At 56.0% G+C, this 21,563-nt stretch carries 17 protein-coding genes; 9 read left to right on the top strand and 8 right to left on the bottom strand.

Annotation, left to right across the window (positions count from 1 at the left end; translation table 11 throughout):
• Positions 1-26: 26 nt before the first annotated feature.
• Positions 27-128, top strand: a complete 102-nt coding sequence (locus tag RBB81_RS23445) for a DUF6893 family small protein (protein ID WP_373563967.1) — start codon at positions 27-29, stop codon at positions 126-128.
• A 201-nt stretch (positions 129-329) separates the two neighbouring features.
• A complete protein-coding gene (locus RBB81_RS01675) occupies positions 330-1,247 on the top strand; it encodes an acyl-CoA desaturase (protein ID WP_353072484.1) in 918 nt (305 codons plus the stop codon).
• 103 nt (positions 1,248-1,350) lie between these two features.
• Here RBB81_RS01675 and RBB81_RS01670 read toward each other — a convergent pair whose 3' ends face one another.
• The 4 genes from RBB81_RS01670 to RBB81_RS01655 all read right to left on the bottom strand — a co-directional run bounded on the left by RBB81_RS01670 (position 1,351) and on the right by RBB81_RS01655 (position 9,197).
• Complete coding sequence (locus tag RBB81_RS01670; protein WP_179586068.1) at positions 1,351-1,683, bottom strand: hypothetical protein; 333 nt, start codon at positions 1,681-1,683, stop codon at positions 1,351-1,353.
• 28 nt (positions 1,684-1,711) lie between these two features.
• Entirely contained in the window at positions 1,712-4,366 is a 2,655-nt protein-coding gene (locus RBB81_RS01665; RefSeq protein WP_353072483.1) for a protein kinase domain-containing protein, read from the bottom strand.
• 158 nt (positions 4,367-4,524) lie between these two features.
• Positions 4,525-7,887: a TonB-dependent receptor gene (locus tag RBB81_RS01660; protein ID WP_353072482.1), complete on the bottom strand. Its 3,363-nt coding sequence runs from the start codon at positions 7,885-7,887 to the stop codon at positions 4,525-4,527.
• A gap of 80 nt (positions 7,888-7,967) precedes the next feature.
• Positions 7,968-9,197 (bottom strand): alginate lyase family protein, encoded by a 1,230-nt coding sequence (locus tag RBB81_RS01655; RefSeq protein WP_353072481.1) that lies wholly within the window; start codon positions 9,195-9,197, stop codon positions 7,968-7,970.
• Positions 9,198-9,383: 186 nt separating this feature from the next.
• Here RBB81_RS01655 and RBB81_RS01650 point away from each other — a divergent pair, with 186 nt between their 5' ends.
• A complete protein-coding gene (locus tag RBB81_RS01650) occupies positions 9,384-10,619 on the top strand; it encodes a hypothetical protein (RefSeq protein WP_353072480.1) in 1,236 nt (411 codons plus the stop codon).
• Between the two features lie 113 nt (positions 10,620-10,732).
• Here the strand turns inward: RBB81_RS01650 and RBB81_RS01645 are convergent, their stop codons facing one another.
• The 4 genes from RBB81_RS01645 to RBB81_RS01630 form a co-directional block, all read right to left on the bottom strand.
• Entirely contained in the window at positions 10,733-11,653 is a 921-nt protein-coding gene (locus RBB81_RS01645) for a DUF4105 domain-containing protein (protein ID WP_353072479.1), read from the bottom strand.
• A gap of 662 nt (positions 11,654-12,315) precedes the next feature.
• Positions 12,316-13,722, bottom strand: coding sequence for a sigma-54-dependent transcriptional regulator (locus tag RBB81_RS01640; protein ID WP_353072478.1), 1,407 nt, complete (start codon positions 13,720-13,722; stop codon positions 12,316-12,318).
• On the bottom strand, positions 13,715-15,370 hold the full coding sequence (locus RBB81_RS01635) for a sensor histidine kinase (RefSeq protein ID WP_353072477.1): 1,656 nt from the start codon (positions 15,368-15,370) through the stop codon (positions 13,715-13,717). Before RBB81_RS01635 ends, RBB81_RS01640 begins: the two co-directional genes overlap by 8 nt.
• A gap of 669 nt (positions 15,371-16,039) precedes the next feature.
• Positions 16,040-16,339 carry a hypothetical protein gene (locus RBB81_RS01630; protein ID WP_353072476.1) on the bottom strand — a complete coding sequence of 100 codons (300 nt, stop codon included), beginning with the start codon at positions 16,337-16,339 and terminating at the stop codon, positions 16,040-16,042.
• A 150-nt stretch (positions 16,340-16,489) separates the two neighbouring features.
• Between RBB81_RS01630 and RBB81_RS01625 the strand changes: the two genes are divergently transcribed.
• The 6 genes from RBB81_RS01625 to RBB81_RS01600 are packed head-to-tail and all read left to right on the top strand — an operon-like array spanning position 16,490 to position 21,561.
• Positions 16,490-17,065 carry a hypothetical protein gene (locus RBB81_RS01625; RefSeq protein WP_353072475.1) on the top strand — a complete coding sequence of 192 codons (576 nt, stop codon included), beginning with the start codon at positions 16,490-16,492 and terminating at the stop codon, positions 17,063-17,065.
• A 20-nt stretch (positions 17,066-17,085) separates the two neighbouring features.
• Positions 17,086-18,369: an MFS transporter gene (locus tag RBB81_RS01620; RefSeq protein ID WP_353072474.1), complete on the top strand. Its 1,284-nt coding sequence runs from the start codon at positions 17,086-17,088 to the stop codon at positions 18,367-18,369.
• On the top strand, positions 18,366-19,508 hold the full coding sequence (locus tag RBB81_RS01615; protein WP_353072473.1) for a metallophosphoesterase family protein: 1,143 nt from the start codon (positions 18,366-18,368) through the stop codon (positions 19,506-19,508). The genes RBB81_RS01620 and RBB81_RS01615 overlap by 4 nt, the downstream gene beginning before the upstream one ends.
• Positions 19,508-20,773 (top strand): arsenic transporter, encoded by a 1,266-nt coding sequence (locus RBB81_RS01610; protein ID WP_353072472.1) that lies wholly within the window; start codon positions 19,508-19,510, stop codon positions 20,771-20,773. The genes RBB81_RS01615 and RBB81_RS01610 overlap by 1 nt, the downstream gene beginning before the upstream one ends.
• A 19-nt stretch (positions 20,774-20,792) precedes the next feature.
• Positions 20,793-21,239, top strand: a complete 447-nt coding sequence (locus RBB81_RS01605) for a DMT family transporter (RefSeq protein ID WP_179586045.1) — start codon at positions 20,793-20,795, stop codon at positions 21,237-21,239.
• A 58-nt stretch (positions 21,240-21,297) separates the two neighbouring features.
• Complete coding sequence (locus RBB81_RS01600; protein ID WP_353072471.1) at positions 21,298-21,561, top strand: hypothetical protein; 264 nt, start codon at positions 21,298-21,300, stop codon at positions 21,559-21,561.
• Positions 21,562-21,563 lie beyond the last annotated feature (2 nt).

The raw sequence follows: 21,563 nt of genomic DNA, 5'->3' as shown, positions 1-21,563 counted from the left end.
GCAACAAGCTGGACGAGGTGACTCACATGATGAAACTTATAGCTGCCGCAGCAGGAATCGGCGCAATCGTAGTGATGATTTTGATAGCTCCCGACGTATCCCGTTATCTCAGAATCCGGTCCATGTGAGATTCCTGAGCAATAGCTGCCGAACGTTGCCGGTCCTAGAGCTGTCACTCGTGGATTGGTTATAAGACCGGCCGCTTCGGAGGCGGCATCGCTGTCAAAAGCTGAAATACCTGCTACTTCAACTATTACCGAACTCTTACCTGCGCCCTCTAGCCATGCCTCGCGCCCGGCGTTAGCCTCGACACTAGAGGCAGGCACGCCATGGCGACTCTTGTTACACAACCGCAAAAAACCGGCAGTCCCGACATAGTTGAAGTGGTGCAGGCTAAGTCGGCAGAGTTTAACTGGATTTTCTTCGTCGTTATTGCGGCATTCCATGTGGGCGCTATAGCGGCCCTGTTTACCTTTTCTTGGTCTTCTGTTGTCGTATTTCTTGTGATGTGGCTCCTCGGTCAGAACGTAGGCATTGCCATCAGCTATCACCGCCAACTGACTCATCGCAGCTTCACCACGCCCAAGTGGCTGGAGTATGCCATGGCGATCTGTGGGACGATGTCGCTGCAGGGCAGTCCCACCTACTGGGTCGCGGTGCATCGTATGCACCACCAGTACACCGACAAACCTGGCGATCCGCACTCTCCCCGCGATGGCAAATGGTGGTCGCATATAGGCTGGATCCTGCGCGGCTCTCTTCACAGTGAGACCACCATGCTCGCTCACTATGCGCCGGATCTGCATCGCGATCGCTTCTACCGCTGGTTGGCTGTGTGGCACTGGCTTCCGATCAGCCTGACCGGAGTTGCTTTACTCGGTGGAGGCACCGCTTTCGGCGGATGGAGGTTGGGGCTCTCGTGGTTACTCTGGGGGACATTTCTTCGTATCACCATTGGCTTCCACGTAACCTGGCTGGTCAACTCGGCGACCCACTTGTGGGGTTCGCGCCGTTTCAAAACCCGTGACGACTCAACCAACAACTGGTGGGTCGCGCTTTTGACCGGCGGAGAGGGCTGGCACAACAATCACCATGCACATCCTGTGTCTGCCAGCCATGGCATGGCCTGGTGGGAACTGGATTTCAACTACTGGGGTATCAAATTACTAGCGTTGTTCGGTCTGGCAAAGAACGTCAAAGTGGCGCATCTCCCGGAGGCACCTGGTACGCGAATAAACCCTCTCTAAGTCTCAAACGCAAAATCGCCTAACGGACAGTGCTCAGGGTGTTCGTAAGCACCGTGCCGTAGGCGACAGACATTTAGAGATGATCACGGCTCGAATTAAGCAACTATCTCTCCGGTTGTCCCGTGTCGACATGGATCGTCCCTGGCGAGGAAGTCAAGCCACCTTGTTTTTCGTTATCGGGTGTCCAGTTAAACGTGTAGATTTTACCGGCAGCGTAGGGATTAGGTTCGGTCCCCTCCGGATAAGTAGCCGTGTTTGGCCATGTTTCATTCAGCGTCAATGACTTGTTGTGGGGCAGGTGTGGGCAGAAATACTTCGAATACGTGCTGGTGAAGACCCCTGAGACTTCAGCGACAAACTGCAGAGTGTCCGTAGCTTCCATGTTGATTTCGATTGGATCGGCAGAATCGGTGAGAGGAACAACAACAATCGACAAGATAATTCTCCTTTTGTTGAGGTGACGTTTATTGAGTTAGTGATGGTTTGCCGACATGAAATCCGGGGTCTCGCAGAAGATCCCGCATGTCCGGATCGTTTTCGAGTTGGCTCAAAGGAAAACCTTTGTGCAATGCCATCTCGAGATAACCCAGCGCCTGTTTGCGATCACCGCACATCTCGTAAGCCCCCGCGACGTTGACTAGGATGCTTGGGTCATCAGGGGAGAGCGCTATCGCCGTCTGCGCATGCTCCAGCGCACTCCCCGGCACTCCATCCTTCGCCTGCATCACAGCCAGCAGTGAGTGCGCCTGCGCATCTTGTGGTTTCAGTCGGATATTCTGCTCGAGCAGCGGCACGATTCGCTCTCGCACCATCTTTGCTTTTGAACTTTCTCCAAGCCGCTCATACGCGATCAGCAGGTTATTCCAAACCATGTAATCGTTCTCATTCAATCGCAGGGCTTTCTCGTTGACCTCCGCAGACTCCCGATACCTCCGCTGAGCAAGATAAAGGCTGGCAAGATTTGCATATGCCGGATAAGTTGGCCCCAGTTCGATTGATCTCTTCAGAGCCTGCTCGGCGGTCGGAAGCACCGCGCTGTCTCCTGAATCCACATAAGTCGCGCCCAGATTGAGATACACCTCCGCATTGTCCGGAGTCATATCAATCGCTCTTCGCAGCGCAGTGATCGCTTCAGGATATTTGCCCTGGCGGTCATAGAAGTTACCGATGAGGTTATAGCTCTCCCAATCATCGGGCTTCAGCGCGACTGCCTTTTTGTAAGCAGCCTCTGCGTCGGCGACACGGCCAGAACGCTCATACGCGCGTGCCAGCCCCCTCATCGCCATTGCGTTTCGCGGATCGAGTTGAAGAGCATGTTGAAACTCCTGCAGCGCGAGCTCGCGCTTCCCGCTAACGTCATGAATTCGCCCAAGAGTCACATAGGCCGCGGGCAAACTACTGTCGAGCTGAATTGCCTTCTCAAGGTTTCCCTGGGCTTCGTCGAGCCAGTGCTGATTCCGATCAAGTTGATACTTAAGTCGATATGCCTCTCCGAGCTGACCGTAGCCGAGCGCGAACTTCGGATCGGTCTCGATCGCCGCGTTCAATACTTCGATTGCCTGATCCAGATTTCCCGCTTTGTCGTAACGCTGCATATAGCCCAACGCAGTCAGGTAATTCTGATATGCCGCAGGCACAACGGATCCGCCGGTATTGTGCAACATCTCGGCGGACACAGGTAGATCCATCAGATGCGCGAGCCGCGATACCGCTTCGTCTTGCAGCGCAGAGAGGTCTCCAGCCTGATCCACAACATCGACAGACCCAATCAGGCGAAGATTCTTTGTATTGATAAGGTTGAGATTGAGATTCACAGCGGTTCCATCGCGCCGGATGCTTCCGCTGATTACCAGATTTGCGCCAAGCGTTTTGAGCGCGGCCGCGGGGTCAGTCACTTTGAGACGGCGGATCTCGCTCGCCGGAATTACCCATAGCGCCTTGTTGCCAACATCGAGATCGGAAAGCTTCCCCGATAGCGTATCCACCAGGCCCTCGCTCAGAGCTTGATTCTCCGGGTTATTCCCAATGTTAGTAAAAGGAAGAACTGCGATATGCTCTTCACCCACTCTTATGCGGGAACCAAGTTGTTCGCGGACCCGAGGAAAGAGAAACAAACAGGCCAGTAGAACAAGCCCACAGAGGCCGAGGCCCAGTGGCAGCCATCGGTTTCGAGGCTTCTGTGCCCTGGACCAGGTAGAGACGGAAGCTTGCTCGACATACCTGCGGATGTCGTTTGACCGACTCGTAGTCTTCCTGCCAATCGCTTCTCTTCGATTGGTTGAATCGTTCGAAAGCTCTGCTTGTGCGGCTTGCAGATCCGCCAGCATCTCTGAGCAATGCTGATAGCGCTTCTCGGCGTCCTTCGAAAGGGAGCGATAGATGATTCCCTGCAGCGCGATGGGCAAACCGTCAAGCGACTGCGGCGGCTCGTTGAGAATCGCAACCAGAATCGCCGGAATGGTTCCGCGCTCGAAGGGATTACGTCCCGCCAGCATCTCCGCCAACACTACTCCAAGAGACCATATATCTGTTCGCTGGTCGGTTCGCTGGCCCAACGCCTGTTCGGGCGATACGTACTTTATCGATCCCACGATGCCGCTGGCAGTTGCGGTCTCTGCGTTGATCAGACGAGCCAATCCAAAGTCGACGATCTTAACAGACCTTGTGTTCGTCAGCATTACGTTTGACGGCTTGATGTCCCGATGCACGATATGGTGTGAGTGGGCTTCGCATAGGCCGAGCGCGACCTGAATAGCGACATCGACGGCTTCCAGCGTGCTCAGCGGACCTTTGGCAATCCTTTGAGCCAGAGAAAGACCGTCATAGAAGCCCATGACGATAAACGCGTGGCCATCCGTCGTCTCTTCGATCCCGTGGATGACGCCGATGTTCGGGTGATCCACGGACGAAGCCATTCGTGCTTCAAGGACAAAGTACTCTCTCTCACGAACGTCAGCATTCAGCAGGGTGGGTAAAAATTTGAGCGCAACCGTTCTCTCGAGCTTGGCGTCCCAGGCACGATAAACAATACCCATTCCACCGGCGCCGGCGATGCCCAGGATCTCGTAGTTATTCCCAACCAGTTCTCCCACCGGGAGAGCGTTAGTAACCTCTGCCATTGAAATTCGCTCACGTCCAGAAATAGGAGGCAGTTCTTCAGGCTCGAAACCCTCCTAGGGTATCATTCCGAATCATGTGAGCCGCAATTGGGCCGGTCCTTGACAGTCGTTTTACAAACGCGGATAGCGGTGGATCATGGTCTTACTGTACGAAGCCATCAAAAGTAAATCTTTGCGGCAAGCTCGATCTGACGTGAGCCATTGAGGGTTGAGCTGACCTGACCGGCTGAAGACGAATCGATATTGGTCGTTGGAGCGGCAAAGGTAGTGTGATTGAAGAGGTTGAAGAACGACCCACGAAACTCTAGAGATCGCGTCTCACTGAAGTGGAAGGACTTGAGCAGGGAGAGATCGAATTGAACCAGCCCATCGGCGCGCAACAGATTGATCCCGCCGTTGCCGTAGGAATACAGCGCAGGAACGGCATATGCGTCTGCCCCGGCGGGTGCGAGCGTCTTACACGCTGAGTTTTTCGAGTCGAAGTACCAGCAGTTATGGTTTCTCAGCAAGAGTGGTTTGCCAATCACATTCGGTCTTTGGCTGCCAACACCGGTATTAGCCTGATCGCCACTGATTGTCGGCGTGTAGGGAAGTCCCGATTGTAGCGTCGCGATTCCTGAAAGATTCCAGTTTCCGACGATGCCATTGACCCATTCAGGAAGACTGGTGAGAAACTCTCGTCCACGTCCGAAGGGAAGATCGTACAAATAGCTGGCGACGAAGTTATGCGTCAGGTCGTAGTTGCATACTCCGTAATATCGAATCAGCGGGGTGTCCTCTCGCACGACCGAGGTATAGGTACCGTCCGTCAGGCACTTGCTGTAGGTATAGGAGACGAGCAAAGTCGCACCTGCGAAGGCACGCGTCTCCAGCTTGGTTTGTAGAGCGTTGTAGCCTCCATTTCCCGCAAAGCGTGAGTTGTTGATGGTGCCCCACTGTGCAAGCGGACGGCGAGGCTGCACCGCTCCCGCGCCTGGATTCGGGTCGTTGATCTGAAATGCCTGTTGCATATGAGTTGTCTTATTGCCGACATAGGCCACATCCAGAGAGATTCGCTGACCAAATTGATGCTGCATCGCAAGATTCCACTCCTGGATATAGGTGTTCTGCACGTGCAGCGCCATGCTGGTGATGCTCGGAGTGGAGCAGGAGTCTGCTACAAAACCGAACGCGCATTTGGAGCCGGGGTTTGGATTCGGAGCCACTATTGACTGGCCTTGATAGAAGTCGGCGAGCGTGAAGGTCGGCTTCGGCGTCGTATTGTTTTGTGTTTGCGACGCAATGAACGGGACTGTGTTTTGTGTATTGTTGATTGCGTTGTCGTCTGGGAAGAGATAGAAGACGCCATACGCGCCCCGAATTACGGTTGTACCCCGTCCAGGACTATAGGCAAAGCCCAATCGAGGTCCGACATCGTGATAGTCGGTCTTGCGTACAGATTGCGGCAACCCAAGGTCGTCTGTGTATTCGAACCGGTCGGAGAACAGCGAAAACAGCTGCGGAGTCGCGGGCTGCGCGTTCATGGAGACGTTCGAGGGAAGCACGAGCTTGCCGGTGCTCGTGTCGAAGCCGGAGGTTTGGCCATTCACCGCGTTGTAGTAAGGGTTGATCTCCCATCGAAACCCGGCATTTATGGTGAAGTTCGGCCTCGCGTGATAGTCGTCCTGAAAGTACATGGCCTGGAAACTTCCGGCACTCCCCCACAAGTTCCTAAAGGTGCTGCGGCTGGCACTCAGAGGATCTCCCAGCAGAAAGTCGGCAAAGTTGTCGCCGGAGTACGCCCCGTTAAAGTTGAAGGTTCCCACCGAGTTATTGCCCGCGACAAAGGTGTTGGTGTTGTGGAATAGCTCATATCCAAAACGAATGTCGTGCTTTCCACTGGCGTAGCTCACGCGGTCGACATACTGCCACGAGCGAATCTTGTTCTGCTTCGGATAACTATTGTTGGCCTGCCCGTTGAAGTTAGAGTAGTTGGCGATCGTAACGCTCGGAAAGCCCAGAGTCGATGGGGGCGCAAGTCCGTCCAGGCCTATGATTCCGGCCTCGTCATTGATGTTTTGCCCCTGCAGTGAACTCGTAAAGAGGAAGTAGCTGCGATAGTAGGAGACCTGAAGTTCATTAATCCACTTCGGGCTGAAGACATGGGTCTCCCGGAAGAGAGCATCCTGCCCGCGGCTGCGCAGAGGAAAGCCGCCCATTGCTGGAAAGGCGTTTGGATCCGTCTCGTGATCATCAGAGATGGAGTAGCGGCCTGTCAGACGATCGGCCGCGGTAAGTTGATGGTCCACACGGATGTCGCCTTGATCGAGCTGTTGCTTCAGCTTATTGGTGACAATAGCGCGGCTTGTATTGCCCGAGACAAAGTTCGCATGAGGCATATACTGCAGCAGAAACTGCGCCTGTGGAGAGATGAGCGAAGCTGGAATCTTATTGAGCACCCCGCCGTCCGAGACCTGTTGGCCAGTCGCAGGGTTGATGATCTTTGTCGTGATAGCTCTGAAGTCTCCACCCCGTTCCGCATCACTGGGAACGACGCTGTTGAAGTTCTGAGCCTGGGTAAACAGCGTGCTCTGCATGTCGACAAAGAAGAACGTCTTGTCCTTCCAGATCGGGCCGCCGACCGCGAGCCCAAACTGATTGCGGTGCAGCGGCTCATCGCGTGCGTGGCTTCCTGTCGCCGGAATAAAGAAGTAGTTCTTCGCATCCAGAGAGTTGTTGCGCAGAAACTCATACAAGGTGCCATGAAACTGATTCGTTCCGCTCTTCAGTGTGGCGTTGATGATGGTCGGACTATGGCCGTAGTCCGCACCCATGTTGCCCGACTCCACCTTGAACTCCTGGAGCGCGTCCACATTGGGCTGAATGATCGTCCCGCCAAGTTGAAACTCGGTAATATTCGCTCCATCCAGATACCAGCCAGTCCACGAGGGAGAGAGGCCGTTCACATTGACGTTCACGGCGCTGGCCCGAATCGAAGTACCGCCGGTCGCGATGTTCTGACCGCCCTGGATGTAGCTGACGCCGGGTGTCAGCTGCGTCAACTGCCAGAAGTTCCGGCCATTCAGCGGCATATTCTGAACCGTCTGCGTATCGATCACCTGACCCACCGACGAAGACGCCTGGTTCAGCAGAGGAATCTGGTCCGCGATCACCGTGACTTTATCGTTAACGCCGCCGATATGGAGTACAGGATTGATCGTTGCATGTTGCGCCACCTGGAGCTCGATATCCGCAATCTGCGCCGGCGCAAATCCCTCATGCGACACCGTGATGGAATAATGGCCGACCTGTAGATTCGGAATAGTGAAGCTGCCACTGCCATCGGCCTTCACGTTTCGCACCTGCCCGGTTCCGATATCCCTCGCACTCACCGTAGCGTCAGGAATCACTGCGCCTGAGTCATCCTGTACTGTGCCGACGATCGTACCGGTGTTCGACTGTGCGTTGGCGGGAGTCAATGCGGCGGCACAAAGCAAAAATAAACCTAAACCTGAGAGAAGTTTTTTAGAAACGATGCGCATCACTGGTGCTCCATTCTGGATCTGGTTTTTCCTGCGATCGAGCTATTAACCCTCGGCTGTCTGCGATCGTTGTCGCTCTCCTACACCCACAGCAAAGGCTGGCGAACCGGATAGTTGCGAATGATCTCCCTGTCGGTAGGGTCCGGATCCTCGATCTTCCAAAGCGAGAGGTACTCCGGCTTTTCGCAGGCGAGTCCTGCAAACAACAGCCCCGGAGAGCGCACGGGCAACGAGTCAAAGTGCTCCACGTCCTTCCGGTAAGGCCACGTGCTCTTATCCTTCAAGTAGGGATAGAGAAACTCAGCTGCCTTGCAGAGTCCGCGCCCGTCGGAGAGCTTGAAGGTCGGCAGATCCTGTCCGACACCCTTGAGCGACTGGCAGAGACTGGCCATCACGTCGAAGTTAAAGATGGAGTAGCTATAAGGCTTGGTTCGTGCCAGCTCCTTGGGAAAGGAGCCATCGGCTCCCAGCTGATTCGGCAGAAGGATATCCGTGTACTGCCGACGTACCTGGCTGCGCGTCTCTCCATCTCCGATCAGCCGCGCGAACTCCGCCGCCTGCAATGCCCAGCACATCGCGTGATTGTTCAAGGCGTCCCGCTCTTTCTGCCCCTTGTCGCTGGTCTTCATCCATTGGAGATAGTCGCGGAACCAGCCCATGAGAGCCGTCATCTCTTCCTTTCGAAGGAACTTGGCCGCAATCAGACCCGCCGCGCGGGCGACCTCGACCAGATGAAGCGTGTCGATGATTCCATAGGAGCGACCGGTGGAGACACCATGGACCCCCTGCGAGAACTCCAGGTTCGGATTCATCCGCGTCTCAGGAGAGATAAACCATGCCCGCAGATGGTTGCAGGCGCTCTCCCCGTAGCGGCGCTCTCCCGTCAACAGCCATGCTGAGGTCAGCGCCGGCATCTGGATCGAAAGCGCAATCATCGCCTTCCTGTGTTCGTTAAAGTTGTCGGGATTACTTTGGCCGTCCCGGTTGATGTATGGACCGGTTGGATCTTTGGGGTTCGGCCAGAAATAGTCCGCTTGCGAGAAAAAGTCGTGAACCCCTCCCGGACTGCGATCGGAGCGGAACGAGGTGATCGTCACTGGCTTCCGTGTCAGATAAAGTGCTCCCGCCTTTAAGATTCGCTCGCGATCGGTCTGGGCGACGAGCCGATAGGCATCACTCTTCGTTGGACCAGCTGGTAGTCCGCGTAACAGCCCTCCTGACGACATAGCGGTGATGGTGATAGCTTTGCAAAACCGGCGTCGGTCGATTCTTGACGGGGAAATCGTTGAGGGGGAAATCGTCTTTCGCACTTCGTCTCCTGGTGGTAGAGCTGGCAGGGCCACACTCCTCGTCTGAAAGCATCGTTGGCAAGTGACTAACCGTTTGTTACATCGGCGACTCGCTTTAAGTCATAGAAAAGGCTATAGTTCGTACTTGGGACAAACTTTGCAAATAGCGTATCGTCCCATCATTCCTGTATGATCCTCGCGTCCAAGATGATTGCTGTCGAGCCAAGTCGGACCAAGTGGACTCCGCTCACGGAAGAAGATCGCAACGCCGTTCTGGCGGAGCTGGAGACTGTCCTCTCCAGTTCACACTTCTGCAATAGCAAGCGCTACCCCGCTTTCCTTCGTTATGTTGTTCAGCAGACCCTCAACGGGAACGGCGATCAGATTAAGGAACGCACCCTCGGGATAGAGGTCTTCGGCAGGACGCCGGACTACGATACCAACGCTGACACCGTGGTTCGCTACACGGCGGGGGAGGTCCGGAAGCGACTCTCTCTATACTATCACGAGGCGGCCGACTCCCCGATTCACATCTATCTCTCCGCAAGATCCTATCGGCCTGAGTTCCTGCGTTTTCCCGAAGAAGCACCAAGCGCGCTGCTTCAACCAACAGCGTTGTTAGATAAGCAGGATGCTCTCTTCGAACTTCCGATGGCCAGTTTGCCAAGCATCGATCCTGCCTTGGGCGGGCGTACTCGAAAGATCCTTCGGCCACTGCTCGCAGTCGTTTTGATTGCTCTCTCCTTCGTTGTTGCACGAAGCCTATGGAACCGAAGCTCCTCAGAGGGAATTAACCGTTTCTGGTCGCCGATCTTACAGGCAAAGGGCCCCACACTCATCTGTCCCGGCGGAGTAGTGTTTTCTCCAAGCAGTGACGTTCATACCAAAGTCGCGGACCAGACGGTTCTAAATCCTTTCTTATCGTTCGAGAATGGTTTGGCGATGGGCCGTGTAGCTGCCCTTTTGAACGCGAAAGAGAATGACTACCGCGTGCAGTCGTCTGCATCGACAACGCTCGCCCAGATCCGGGAGAGCCCGGTGGTTCTAATAGGCGCTTACAACAATGAGTGGACGCAACGTCTGCTTCTTCCCTTGCGCTTCCACTTCAACGGTGAACCGAACGAACAAATAGTAGATGCGCTACAGCCGTCAAAATATTGGGCTCGAGACAAGTCCAAGCCTTATTCTGATAGTCCTGACTATGCACTTGTGGTCCGCTTCCGCAATCCGTCAACTGACAGTTTTGTGGTAGTTGCAGCGGGCTTGCAACGATACGGGACAGATGCGGCCTCTCAATTCATCGTCTCGCCGCGGCTGCTCGACATTCTCAATCGACGCGTTGGCTCTGATTGGGCCAACAAGAACATTGAAGTAGTGCTAAAAGTCGATGTCGTGCAGGGTAGAGTGGGTGCGCCGATAGTCCAAGACGTCTATCTCTGGTGAACAGAACGTACGAAGGATGGATACCCGGTAATTCCTCTCGTTCAAGCGTCGCCATTCTCACCCACCCCAGTGCCGGTCCCTCAGAGATGGGCGTTTGGATGAAACTCGGCCGGCTAAAATCCGACGCGACCTGCACGGATTAGCGCAGAGAAATCGGGAGATTGTCCTACGGTTCGCGCAAAAGGGTTGATGTGTTCCCGCTGTTTCAGCTCCACGAAGGGAAGACCGTCCGTGACCAACCGTCCGCGCTCGTAGAGCAGTTCATCCAAAGTCCCATTCAGGAGTAACTTGTAGCTCCAGGCCTTAGGTTTGGGAAGGTCTTCACTCAGCTTGCTGTCGAGCGTGGTGGTGCAATTTTTTGTCACCGCGTTGTACCACTCCGGATGCTCACGTAGATGATTGAGATAAGTCACGTAAGTAAGGAAGAACTTCCGTACAACATCAGGCGGTGCGTTGGTCCGGTACATGTAAACTTCCTCGTCCTTCCGGTAGTTCGTGCGCAGCCTGATTACATCGCGTTCATCTGCAGCTATAAAGATCAATTCGTATTGGCGGAAGAACCCCAGGATCGCCGAGTAAGTTTGCCCGGGCTTATAGCGGGCCTCGATTGAAAAAGCGAGATGTTGGTTATCGCCGAAATCAAAGCTCACAATCGGATGGCCGATCCAGCGAACGCCCCAGTTAACGAAGAAGAAGTCAGCCGCGCGAAGATCGGAGAGATTGTAGGTCCGGTCGCTCCAGCAATCGGAATATTCGGTCTCCGAGTGATAGTCGCAGTTGCGGACGTTATGCACTGTAATTCTGTCTCCCGCGGTCTCGGCCCACGCCGTCCGTGCCACATCTGGCCGCCAATTTCCATCATCGGACGGCTTGAGGCTCAGCCACCATCCAAGGACGACACAAAAACAAAGTAGGCAACACAAGGCACGGTGCCGCCCGGCCTTGGCGACAAGAAAAATCAAGGCAACAAGATAGATCGCTGCGAATACAACACGAAGCGAGAGAATCCGACAATCCACATAGATCGCGGCCACCGCCCAGAGATTCAGCAGAAGAAGTACGAACCCGATGAACGTAGCTGCAAGCACCCGACACAGTTTTAGAAGGAAGCTTGATCCTGACCGAGGTGAAGCCGGAATCTGATAGGTTTGGGTGCCAGTCATTAGTCCGCCTCTTTCGTACCTTGACCTCTCCGCAGCCAGAGATCACCATAGCTAAAACGTCTTTCATCTCAGGAAGCCGAGGGGCGTGGTTAGGCTGCTCGTAACAGCGTGAGTTTTCCGCCGGATGGAAGCGAATCGATTCTAGTGTATTCGGCACGAAGATGCGGTGTCGGGACCGTCTACACCCGCATAAGTGCTAGTTTGCGGGATTATGGGCGTTTTCAGCGGTAAGGGTCCTCAATCCGGCCAGCGACTTCGACCCTACGTCGCTGCCAGGAACGGATAAGCTGCCCCACGACTTGAACCGCAGTCGTTTTGATGGAAGCCCCTAAGCTTTTAGTGTTTCAGGACAGGCCGCTATAGCTGACTTGCTGGAGTCAGCCGTGCAGCAAGGCCATTCCTCGAGGTTTTCGAGAAGCCTGTACATCCCACCGAGTTGCTGGGCAGAGCGGGCCGCTACTTTACTGAGCGCGTGGAAAGCCCAATTCAGAAGACAATTAAGATCGCGGGGGCTTCGGGCGCCGCATCAGTGATCACTTGATGCCGAGACCTGCAAGTTTTTCGTAGAGCAAACGCCGATGGATTCCGAGCCGCCGAGCGGCGTCCGACTTGTTGCCCTGAGATGCCATCAGCGCCTGCTCTATGAGATGGCGTTCCCAACTTGCGACCGCCTCATGGAATAGCATTCCCATCGCTGTCTGAATGTCGAAAACGGCAGGTGAAGAACTCTTCTCCTTCGTCAACTCCGCTTGGATCTGTTCGGCTGTGATGGCGCGTCCCCCAGCCTTGACGGCAGCACGTTCGATCAGATGCTCCAATTCCCGCACGTTGCCCGGAAAGGAGTAATTGTGCAGGGCCATTGTCGCGTCGGCAGCAAGTCCGGTTGAAGCGATTTGATTGCGTTGGGCATAGCGCGCGAGGAAATACTCTGCCAACGGGAGTATGTCGGACTGACGTTCGCGAAGCGGAGGGAGCCGAACAGTGAAGGCATTGAGACGATAGAAGAGGTCGGCACGAAAGGTCTTCTGTTCAACATCATCTTCCAATGGGCGGTTCGTGGCCGCAATCACCCGGACATCGGTATCGATGGAAACCGTTCCGCCGACCCGCTCGAATGTGTGTTCCTGCAAGACACGCAGGAGCTTGGGCTGAAGCGACAGCGGTAGTTCTCCGATCTCGTCCAAAAAGATCGTGCCTCCGTCTGCGGCTTCAAACTTCCCGCGTTTCTGGGCGATTGCTCCGGTGAACGCCCCGCGTTCGTGTCCGAAAAGTTCAGACTCCAGCAGCTCGGGAGGCAATGCTGCACAGTTGAGGATGATGAAGGTGCGACGGCTTCTCGCGCTGTTCTGATGGATCGCGCGGGCAACAACCTCCTTCCCCGTTCCCGATTCCCCCAGCAGCAAAACTCCCACGTCGGTAGCGGCGACCCTTCCGATGTTCTTAAAGACCTCAATCCAAGCCGGCGAGTTGCCGATTAGCTGAGGCTTCAACCCTTCTTCGGATGTGGTCATGTCTTCAACAAAACGGTCTCTGAACCGCTGCTGTCGTAATACTTCGACCTCGCGCTGCAGTTCCATGTGCCGGATTGCGCGAGCTACCGTGGCGAGAGCCAAGTCGATATCGAGTGGCTTCGTGATGAAGTCGTAGGCCCCCAGTTGCATTGCCTGTATCGCATTCGGCCCCGTACCGTGGGCCGTGAGAATGATGACAGGCATGGTCGTAAGTAAACCCTCGGATCGGAGGCTTTTGAGAAATTGCTCCCCGCCTCCGCCGGGCATCTTCCAATCGCAAAGCGTAAGCTCGGGAGTCGTGGTTTGAAGCAAGGTGATCGCTTCTTCAGCATTCGTTGCGACAAGGGTCTGGTATCCCGCATCTGACAGCAGTTCCCGGAGCGTCTCTCGGAAGTTATGATCGTCGTCCACGATGAGCACTTCAGACATCTTGTCCTGCCTCTTCATCCGCCTGTCTTAGCGTATCGCGATCCTCTCTATCCAAGGGAAGCCGGAGCGAAGCGACGGCTCCTCCTCCCTCGTGATTGGCAAGAAGCAATTCGCCTCCGTGAGCCTGAACAATCTCAAACGAGATGGAAAGACCGAGTCCCGTTCCGGTGTCTTTAGTCGTGTAGAACGGGTCCATCGCATGACGCAAGGCTGCCGGGGTAAATCCGCGCCCGTCGTCCATGATGTCGATGCGGGCGAAGTCAGCTTCGAGCGCAGTGCTGATCGTTACGCTTCCAGCTTGTGAGTTGGAATGCGACGCTGAATGCACAGCGTTCTCCATGAGGTTGTCGAGCACCTGGAGCAGCCGGCCTCGGTCTGCCGTGACGACGCAGTGGGATGCCGCCTTGCAGTCAATCTGAATACCTTTGGCCGTTTCTTTGTCTGCCCACGTCGAGGCCGTAACTGCGCATAAGTCATCCAGCGAGACGGGCTGAAGTTGAAGCTGAATCGGCCTGGCGAAGTAGAGCAGACGGCTAATGATCGTGTCGAGGCGGTCGATCTCTTCGAGGATCACTGCGCTACTCCGCCTAGCAGCTTCTGCATCAGTGGAGCGCTGCCACATCTGCGTTCTCATTCTGATCGTGCCTAGCGGATTCCGTAGCTCGTGCGCTATCCCAGCAGCAAATTGTCCCAACGCAGAGAGTCGTTCATTGTGCCGAACCTGGGACTCCAGTGTCCGCTCGTTCTCGATCTTTTCCTGCAAGGCGAGCGCCAGCGAATCGATACCGTGAAGGACGCGGTCGAATTCTTCTAACGGTGGCCGTCCCGTCATTTGCTGCGTGGCTGCGGGTAAACCGCCTTCCAATGAACCCAATCGTTGAAGAACGATGTTGACTCCGCTGCGAATCTCCGTCGTAACGAACACGGCAAGCAACGCGGTCATCAGTGCCGCGATACCAAACCCAACACTTCCAAACAGGAGTTCGCGACTCTGTCCGCCCTCGATTCCAGGGAGACGCTCCATGAGCCAAGCAGCGCCAGTAACTTCATCCGCTCCCCCGGCAACCTCATTTGCTCGGGACGGCTCGTGGATCGGAGCCGCTACAAAAAGGATGGCGTCATGTGGCCCCTCAAAGCGAAATGTCTTAATAGCATTTGCAGCGACTGCTTCACGCGCGAGATTCTCGATAGTGGGCCGCTCTCGCTCGGGCATACCCTTCTCCGCCCCCGGTCCCTCATGGGTTGGGAAGGCGTATCCAATCAACGCATCGGCTCTGGCAGCGTAGAAGCCGCCCTCTACCCCGTCCTCGTGTTGCAGCGTTTCTGCCGTGAGCCCTTTGAGAAGATCAGGTTTGGGATGGGGTGGCCCGTCGCGTTCAGGGTGTGGTGCCGGAGCAGGGGGAGGCGGCGGGGGTGGCCCCGGCTCGATCGCTCGCAGAGAATTATCCGCCGTCCGATGGTCGGCGTAGTTCCGCGCGAGATTGGCAGCCAGGCTGACAAGATGATGCTCGGTCAGTGAGAGCGTTTCCGCATGGCGATTGCGAAGAAACGTAAACAGGCTGATGGCAGCGGCTGCGAGGAATAAGAACGTCAGAACGACGAGCAAAAGGATGCGTGAGCGAAGGCTTCTCCAAAAGATCTTCGGCATTCGGCTCCTCTCTCGTCATGCTCTTTAGAACTTTTATCAAGCACCTGTCGTTATGGTGTGCAACTTAGCTGCCATCGGTAATCGTGCCTGATTTTGGCCGTTGTTATGGAGATCAGATGCTAAGAGCCTCAGCCATCGCGAACGATCTGTACGCAATCCGCACAGCAGGTGAGCGAATTGCGGTCGGGCCAAGACGCCCCGGAGACCTCCAATCCGCGAAATGTGTAGCGATTGAAGGACTTCGGCGGTTCCGAGGAATGGCACGCAGGTTGCCTTACTAAGGACAGAGGTATTGCCGATGTACATTCCATCTTCCCTACGAATCACCACTCTCGGGCTTGCACTTAGCTCTGTGGCGTTTGCGCAGAGCCCGGCTCCCGCACCACCAGCACCTCCCGCAGTCGCACCGAATGGGGCTCTTGCTGCTTCGCCAACTCCACAACTCCCCGTTGTCACCCAATCCTCTCGTGTCCGAGCTTTCAACGCGGGCCCGGGCGGAGAGGTACGGAGCCTGTATCTCCAGAATGGCAGCATGGTTGATTTGGCGCCCGCCCTCGGGGCACAAGTTGGCCCAGCAGTCCGTAAGGGCGAAAAGATAACCGTGACCGGCACGAAATCGGAGATAAATGGACAGTCTTTGGTCGAAGCGGCGAGCGTTCGGTTGAACGATCAGACGTTCTCTGCGAACGCGGCCTCCATTCCTCCTGGCAGTGCCGCACTTGCTGAAGGTGCCGTCCCACCGCCGCCGGGTGCGCCCCAAGCACCGCCGCCTTCACCGCGGCGCAGAAACAAAGCTGCCGCACCCGCACCCTGCGGCGTATCGGCTGACGCACCTCCGCCACCGCCCAATTTCGGTGGGCCTCCTCCGCCTCCTCCGGACGGAATGGCCCCGCCCCCGCCCCCGCCTGACGGAATGGCGCCGCCCCCGCCACCTCCCCAAAACTGAGAATGCGTGACTTCTAAGTGCAAAGTTGTCCCTTGCCGGATGTTCGGGCCATAGCGGCCCGTTATTCGGCGGGGGCAAGCACTGCTTCTCGATCAATCAACCTTGTCTGTTAAGTGGGGACCGACCTATACCCGCATCGAACCCTTTACCAAGAGAAAGAAAGGACTACGTTTATGCCACCCCCGAAGAAGGCTGCGAAGAAAACTGCAAAGAAGGCCGCCAAGAAAACTGCTGGTCATCACCACGATAAGTATCACCAGGCGAACGACCTCCGGCGTGCTTATGAGCACATGGGGCGGGTCGCGGTTCTCCGGCAGTCCTCGAAGTCGTCTACGACGGACGCCGTTGCCGAACTTACCACGCTGGCTCAGCGAGCGATAAAGGATGGACATAGCAAAGACGCTGCCGACCTTCTCCGGGCGTCAGAACATCTCACCTTCGCAGTTCTTGCCGGCGAGGTCTCTGGTGTCGTCCGCATCTCTGCCGAACTTAAACAGTCCATCACGGAACACTTCGATGAACTGAGGCAAAGGGCGGATGAACACTGGGAAGAAGAAGAGGAGCACTCCAACATCTTAGCTGGGATCTATCAAAGCTCTCGCAACAGCGCCGCCAAGGCGTTCAAGACTCGCGCTTATCACCAGGCCCTTGAGTTTGCGCGCGCCGCGGAAGCTCTCGCTCATGTGAAGCAGCATGGTCCCCTCAAGCTTGAGAGAGGCCACAAGAACCTGCAACTCAAAAGCGCTTAGTTCCTCGAAAGTCGTCACCAATGGTCAACGCTACGGAAATCGATCCCGGCAAGAAACGAAGTATTCACGCCCTCGAGGCGACAAACTTCTTTCTCGCCGATGTGCAAACCGGTCTCGGGCCGTTTCTCGCAGCGTACCTCGCGGGAGCCGGTTGGGAGCCGGGACGCGTCGGAATGGCGTTGACCATTGGCGGCATCATCACAGTTGCCCTACAGGCTCCGGCTGGTGCCATCGTCGATCAACTCAGGTCGAAGAGATTGATTCTCGTCCTCGCTTCAGCCGTGCTTGCTGTAGGGGCTGTATTGCTCAGTATTACGGCTGCACCTTGGGCCGTGTACACGTCCCAACTCCTGATTGGAGGTGCAGGGCCATTCTTGGGACCAACACTTGCTGCGGTCACGATGGGAATGATCGGCGTCACCTTCTTTGACCGTCAGTTTGGAAAGAACCAGTCCTTCAACTCGGCCGGTAACGTGGCTTGTGCGCTCCTGATTGCTGGGATGAGTCACTTGTTCGGAAACCGAGCCATCTTCATCACCGCTGCGGTACTCACCATCCCTACGGTTCTCGCCATCCGTGCGATCAAGAGTAAAGACATCGACTATAACCTTTCACGCGGTGGAGCGAGCCAGGTGGACGGCAAAGAAGTCCCCGCAAGAGCTTCCGTGATGAAAACCCTGTTGGGAGACCGCGTTCTGCTGGTCTTTCTAGGTTGTGCCTTTCTCTTCCACTTTGCCAACGCAGCCATGCTACCGCAGCTCGGCGAGATGCTCTCGCATGGGGCGAAGGCTACTGCGGCTCCGTTCATGTCCGCCTGCATCATCGTGACGCAAGTTGTCATCATGTGCTTCGCTTCGGCTATTGGACGATTCGCCAACCTGCATGGGCGGAAGCCGTTGCTCATGGTCGGCTTTGGAGTTCTTCCAATTCGCGCGCTCCTCTACACCCTGACCCACAACGCGGGAAGCCTGATCGCGATTCAAATACTGGATGGCGTTGCGAATGCGATCTTTGTCGTCGTTTCGATCCTCGTAGTTGCGGACAGAACTCGGGGCACCGGGCGGTTCAACCTGGTGCAAGGCAGTCTGGCAACTGCCGTCGGGCTAGGCGCAGCTCTCAGTAACACCTTCGGCGGAGAGCTGATCCAACATTTCAGCTATCGCATCTCGTTCGTGTCTCTAGGGGCCATCGCCGCACTTGCATTCGTCCTGTTATGGACCGCGATTCCCGAAACTCTTCCGAGCGCGAACGAACCGGATAAAGACGTTTCTTCTCCAGCCACTCCCCAGGAGCTTCCAACATGAACAGTCTCGCATCGAAACGTCCATTTCAACCCCAATCACCAGACGCTGCTGGTGTGATTAGCTGGGTTCACTTTGGCGATCTCCACATGACCAAGGCCGGTGAACAGAACCACCTCGATTTGGCCGGAATCGTGAATGAGGTCAATCAAGCATTCGCCGATTCTGTTAGCTTCGTCTTCCTGCCTGGAGACATAGCCGACGACGGTAGCTGCTCCGCCTACGCGGTGGTGCGCGGAGAGCTCGACCGCCTCAATGTACCGTGGTGCTCCATCATTGGTGACCACGACGTTCATGAGAACAGCTTCGCAAACTTTCGGGAGGCGATGTCGGAACAAACCCACTATGCCTTCACAGTGGGATGCACGCGGTTCTTGGCCATGAATGCCTTTGACGTGCCCGAGCCTCCTTCCTTTACCGTGTTCAAAGAGCAACTGAGGTGGTCAGAGCAGGAGTTGCAACAAGCGACGAAGAAAGGCCAGGCCAAAGTTCTTCTGCTGCACTGCTACCCGAGCGACCTTAAGGTCGGCGGAGAAGAAGTAAGTCGTCTCGTTCGTGAGTACGACGTACGTTTGATTGACATGGGACACACGCACTACAACGAGATCGCGAACGATGGCTGGACACTCTACTCTGCCACCCGTTCCACCGGACAGATTGAAGAGGGGCCAGTCGGCTACTCCGTCACCAACATCGACGGCGATGTTGTGAGTTGGCGATTTATCGAACTGGGAAAATTGCCCGTCGCGGTGATTACCTCACCGAGAGATGAGCGGCTTCTGACAAAGTCCAGCGAGATACCGCAAGGAACTTTGAAGATTCGAGCGAAGTTCTGGGGCGACATGGAGGCCGTGGAAGCGACCGCTCATCTGGACGGGCAGACACTCCTCATGAAACGTGTCAGTGACAGTCACGTTTGGGAGGCTGACGTTCCCAGTCCCCGTGAGGGAACCCATCCTTTGAAGGTGTCCTTCCAAGATGCGCATGGGAAGGTCACCACTGACGAGATTCGTCTCGCGGTCGGACAGCGCACGAAATGGAGGTCCGAGCAGCGCGATCAGGAAAACGCACTTGAGGCATGGCCGGAACATGGACTGCTAGGGACCCAACTCGGACCGAATAAGAATGGAAAGAAGTGGTGATGATCGCGCACATACTGCTCCCCTCCATCGTTGGTTTGTCTATTCTCCTCATGCTCATTCGACCTCGCGGCATCCCTGAGGTCTGGTGGATTGGGGGAGGGGCCTTGCTGCTCGTCGCACTCCGCCTCGTGCCACTTGCGCTGGCCGGCAAAGCTGTTGCCGAGGGCAGCGACGTTTACCTCTTCCTGATCGGAATGATGCTCCTCTCAGAGTTAGCGCGGGAGCAGGGTGTCTTCGACTGGGTAGCTTCAGTAGCCGTTCGAAGCGCGAAGGGATCATGTTCACGACTGTTCGCCCTGGTATACGGTGTGGGAACGCTCGTCACCATCTTCATGTCGAATGACGCTACAGCCGTTGTGCTGACTCCGGCGATCCTCACGGCAGTTCGCAAGTCGAAGGTGGAGCCACTCCCTTACCTCTTCGTTTGTGCCTTGATCGCGAATGCCGCCTCCTTCGTCCTCCCAATCTCCAACCCGGCCAATCTCGTCGTGTTCCATAAGGGTATGCCGCCTCTGGGTCAATGGCTGACGTCGTTCGCAGTCCCCTCCGTCCTTTCGATCGTCGCAACGTTTCTCGTCATGCGCTTCCTCTTCCGCGATGAGCTTTGCAAGTCGATTGACGCAGAGGTCGAAGACACTCCTTTGAATAGAAACGGCAAGTTGGTCCTGGGAGGCCTGGTCGTCATGATCGCCGTCTTGCTCGCCGCGTCTGCGATGAAAAAGGATCTCGGACTTCCGACATGCCTCGCAGCTCTCGTCATCACGGCCGTCGTTTCGATCAAGGCTAAGCAGAACCCTTGGAAGCTCGGAAAGGAGATTAGTTGGAGCACTCTCCTACTCGTCGCGGGCCTCTTCATCATGGTCGATGCCGTCGAGAGCCAGGGCGCACTTCAGCTGACGCAGTCGTGGTTAGCCTGGGCACAGCGCCTGGCGCCTGCCTCGGGGGCGCTAGTGGTCGGCTTCGTTGTCGGTGTTGGCAACAACGTCATCAACAATCTTCCCTTGGGGCTCATCGCTGGCGGAACTATACAGGCCGCTCACATAAAGGGACTCATCGCTAATGCTGTACTCATCGGCGTCGACCTGGGGCCGAACCTCTCCGTGACGGGATCGCTTGCAACCATTCTTTGGCTGCTGGCCCTCCGGAAGGAAAATCTGGACGTAAGTTTCTGGAAGTTTCTACGAGTTGGAGCGATTGCCATGCCGGTCGCGTTATTAGCTGCCCTTGGCGGCGCAATCGCCATGAACGCCTTCACCGGAAAGTGATAACCAAAAGGAGACGGAAATGAACGCCGGATGGATAATCCCCTTCATCATCATCGGAGGCGCGCTGCAGAGCTGTGGCGCTGCCATGAACGGTCAACTGAATAAGTACGTCGTCAACCCATGGCTTGCGTCCGCAGTCTCGTTCGCACTTATCACCTTGTTCTTCCTGGGCGCATCGCTCATCATGCCGCATCCGCTGCCAACCCGTGAACAGTTGGCTCAAATGCCGTGGTGGGCGGTTGTAGGAGGGCTTGTCGGCGCGGTCCAGGTGTATGCCGGACTGACTCTCGTCAACAAGGTTGGCGCGGGTCCGTTTGTCGGGTTTACCGTGACTGCCGCCTTGGTCACGTCCTTACTGGTTGACCACTTCGGGTGGTTCCGCATGCAGCCCCACGCCTTGAACCCTGGGCGGATCATCGGCGGTCTCCTTCTCGTTGGCGGGATAGGCCTCATTGCGAAATTCTGACCCTCGCGGAGAAAAGCTTCTACTTTGCGATCGCTTAGAGGCCAAGGAAGTGCAGGGCGTGATGCGGCATTCGCGCACCGCGACGACTACCGATGTCTACATGCAGGAGATTCCCGAGAGCGTGCAGGCAACTGTCAACTCCATCAATAAGGAGTTGCGGATGTTGTCTACAAAAAATGGCCGGAAAGTCGCGAAGCCACTCCCCGATGCTGTTCTCGTCGGAGGGAAGCCGCTCAAGCGTGGCGCTGCGTCAGTGAAGGTGTTTGGAAATTTGACACCAAATGACACCAAGCGGCAAAGGACGAAGGCCGTAAGTTGTTGATT

Origin of the sequence: Tunturibacter gelidoferens, from assembly GCF_040358255.1 — a bacterium.
Classification (GTDB): Bacteria; Acidobacteriota; Terriglobia; order Terriglobales; family Acidobacteriaceae; genus Edaphobacter; species Edaphobacter gelidiferens.
This window is presented reverse-complemented; position numbering and strand designations above follow the sequence as displayed.

Excerpts from the sequence above, each read along its gene's own strand:
- RBB81_RS01635 (WP_353072477.1), bottom strand. The coding sequence starts at position 15,370 with ATGCCGAAGATCTTTTGGAGAAGCCTTCGCTCACGCATCCTTTTGCTC.
- RBB81_RS01605 (WP_179586045.1), top strand. The coding sequence starts at position 20,793 with ATGAACGCCGGATGGATAATCCCCTTCATCATCATCGGAGGCGCGCTG.
- RBB81_RS01665 (WP_353072483.1), bottom strand. The coding sequence starts at position 4,366 with ATGGCAGAGGTTACTAACGCTCTCCCGGTGGGAGAACTGGTTGGGAAT.
- RBB81_RS01660 (WP_353072482.1), bottom strand. The coding sequence starts at position 7,887 with ATGCGCATCGTTTCTAAAAAACTTCTCTCAGGTTTAGGTTTATTTTTG.
- RBB81_RS01675 (WP_353072484.1), top strand. The coding sequence starts at position 330 with ATGGCGACTCTTGTTACACAACCGCAAAAAACCGGCAGTCCCGACATA.
- RBB81_RS23445 (WP_373563967.1), top strand. The coding sequence starts at position 27 with ATGATGAAACTTATAGCTGCCGCAGCAGGAATCGGCGCAATCGTAGTG.
- RBB81_RS01625 (WP_353072475.1), top strand. The coding sequence starts at position 16,490 with ATGCCACCCCCGAAGAAGGCTGCGAAGAAAACTGCAAAGAAGGCCGCC.
- RBB81_RS01610 (WP_353072472.1), top strand. The coding sequence starts at position 19,508 with ATGATCGCGCACATACTGCTCCCCTCCATCGTTGGTTTGTCTATTCTC.
- RBB81_RS01640 (WP_353072478.1), bottom strand. The coding sequence starts at position 13,722 with ATGTCTGAAGTGCTCATCGTGGACGACGATCATAACTTCCGAGAGACG.
- RBB81_RS01615 (WP_353072473.1), top strand. The coding sequence starts at position 18,366 with ATGAACAGTCTCGCATCGAAACGTCCATTTCAACCCCAATCACCAGAC.
- RBB81_RS01620 (WP_353072474.1), top strand. The coding sequence starts at position 17,086 with ATGGTCAACGCTACGGAAATCGATCCCGGCAAGAAACGAAGTATTCAC.
- RBB81_RS01650 (WP_353072480.1), top strand. The coding sequence starts at position 9,384 with ATGATTGCTGTCGAGCCAAGTCGGACCAAGTGGACTCCGCTCACGGAA.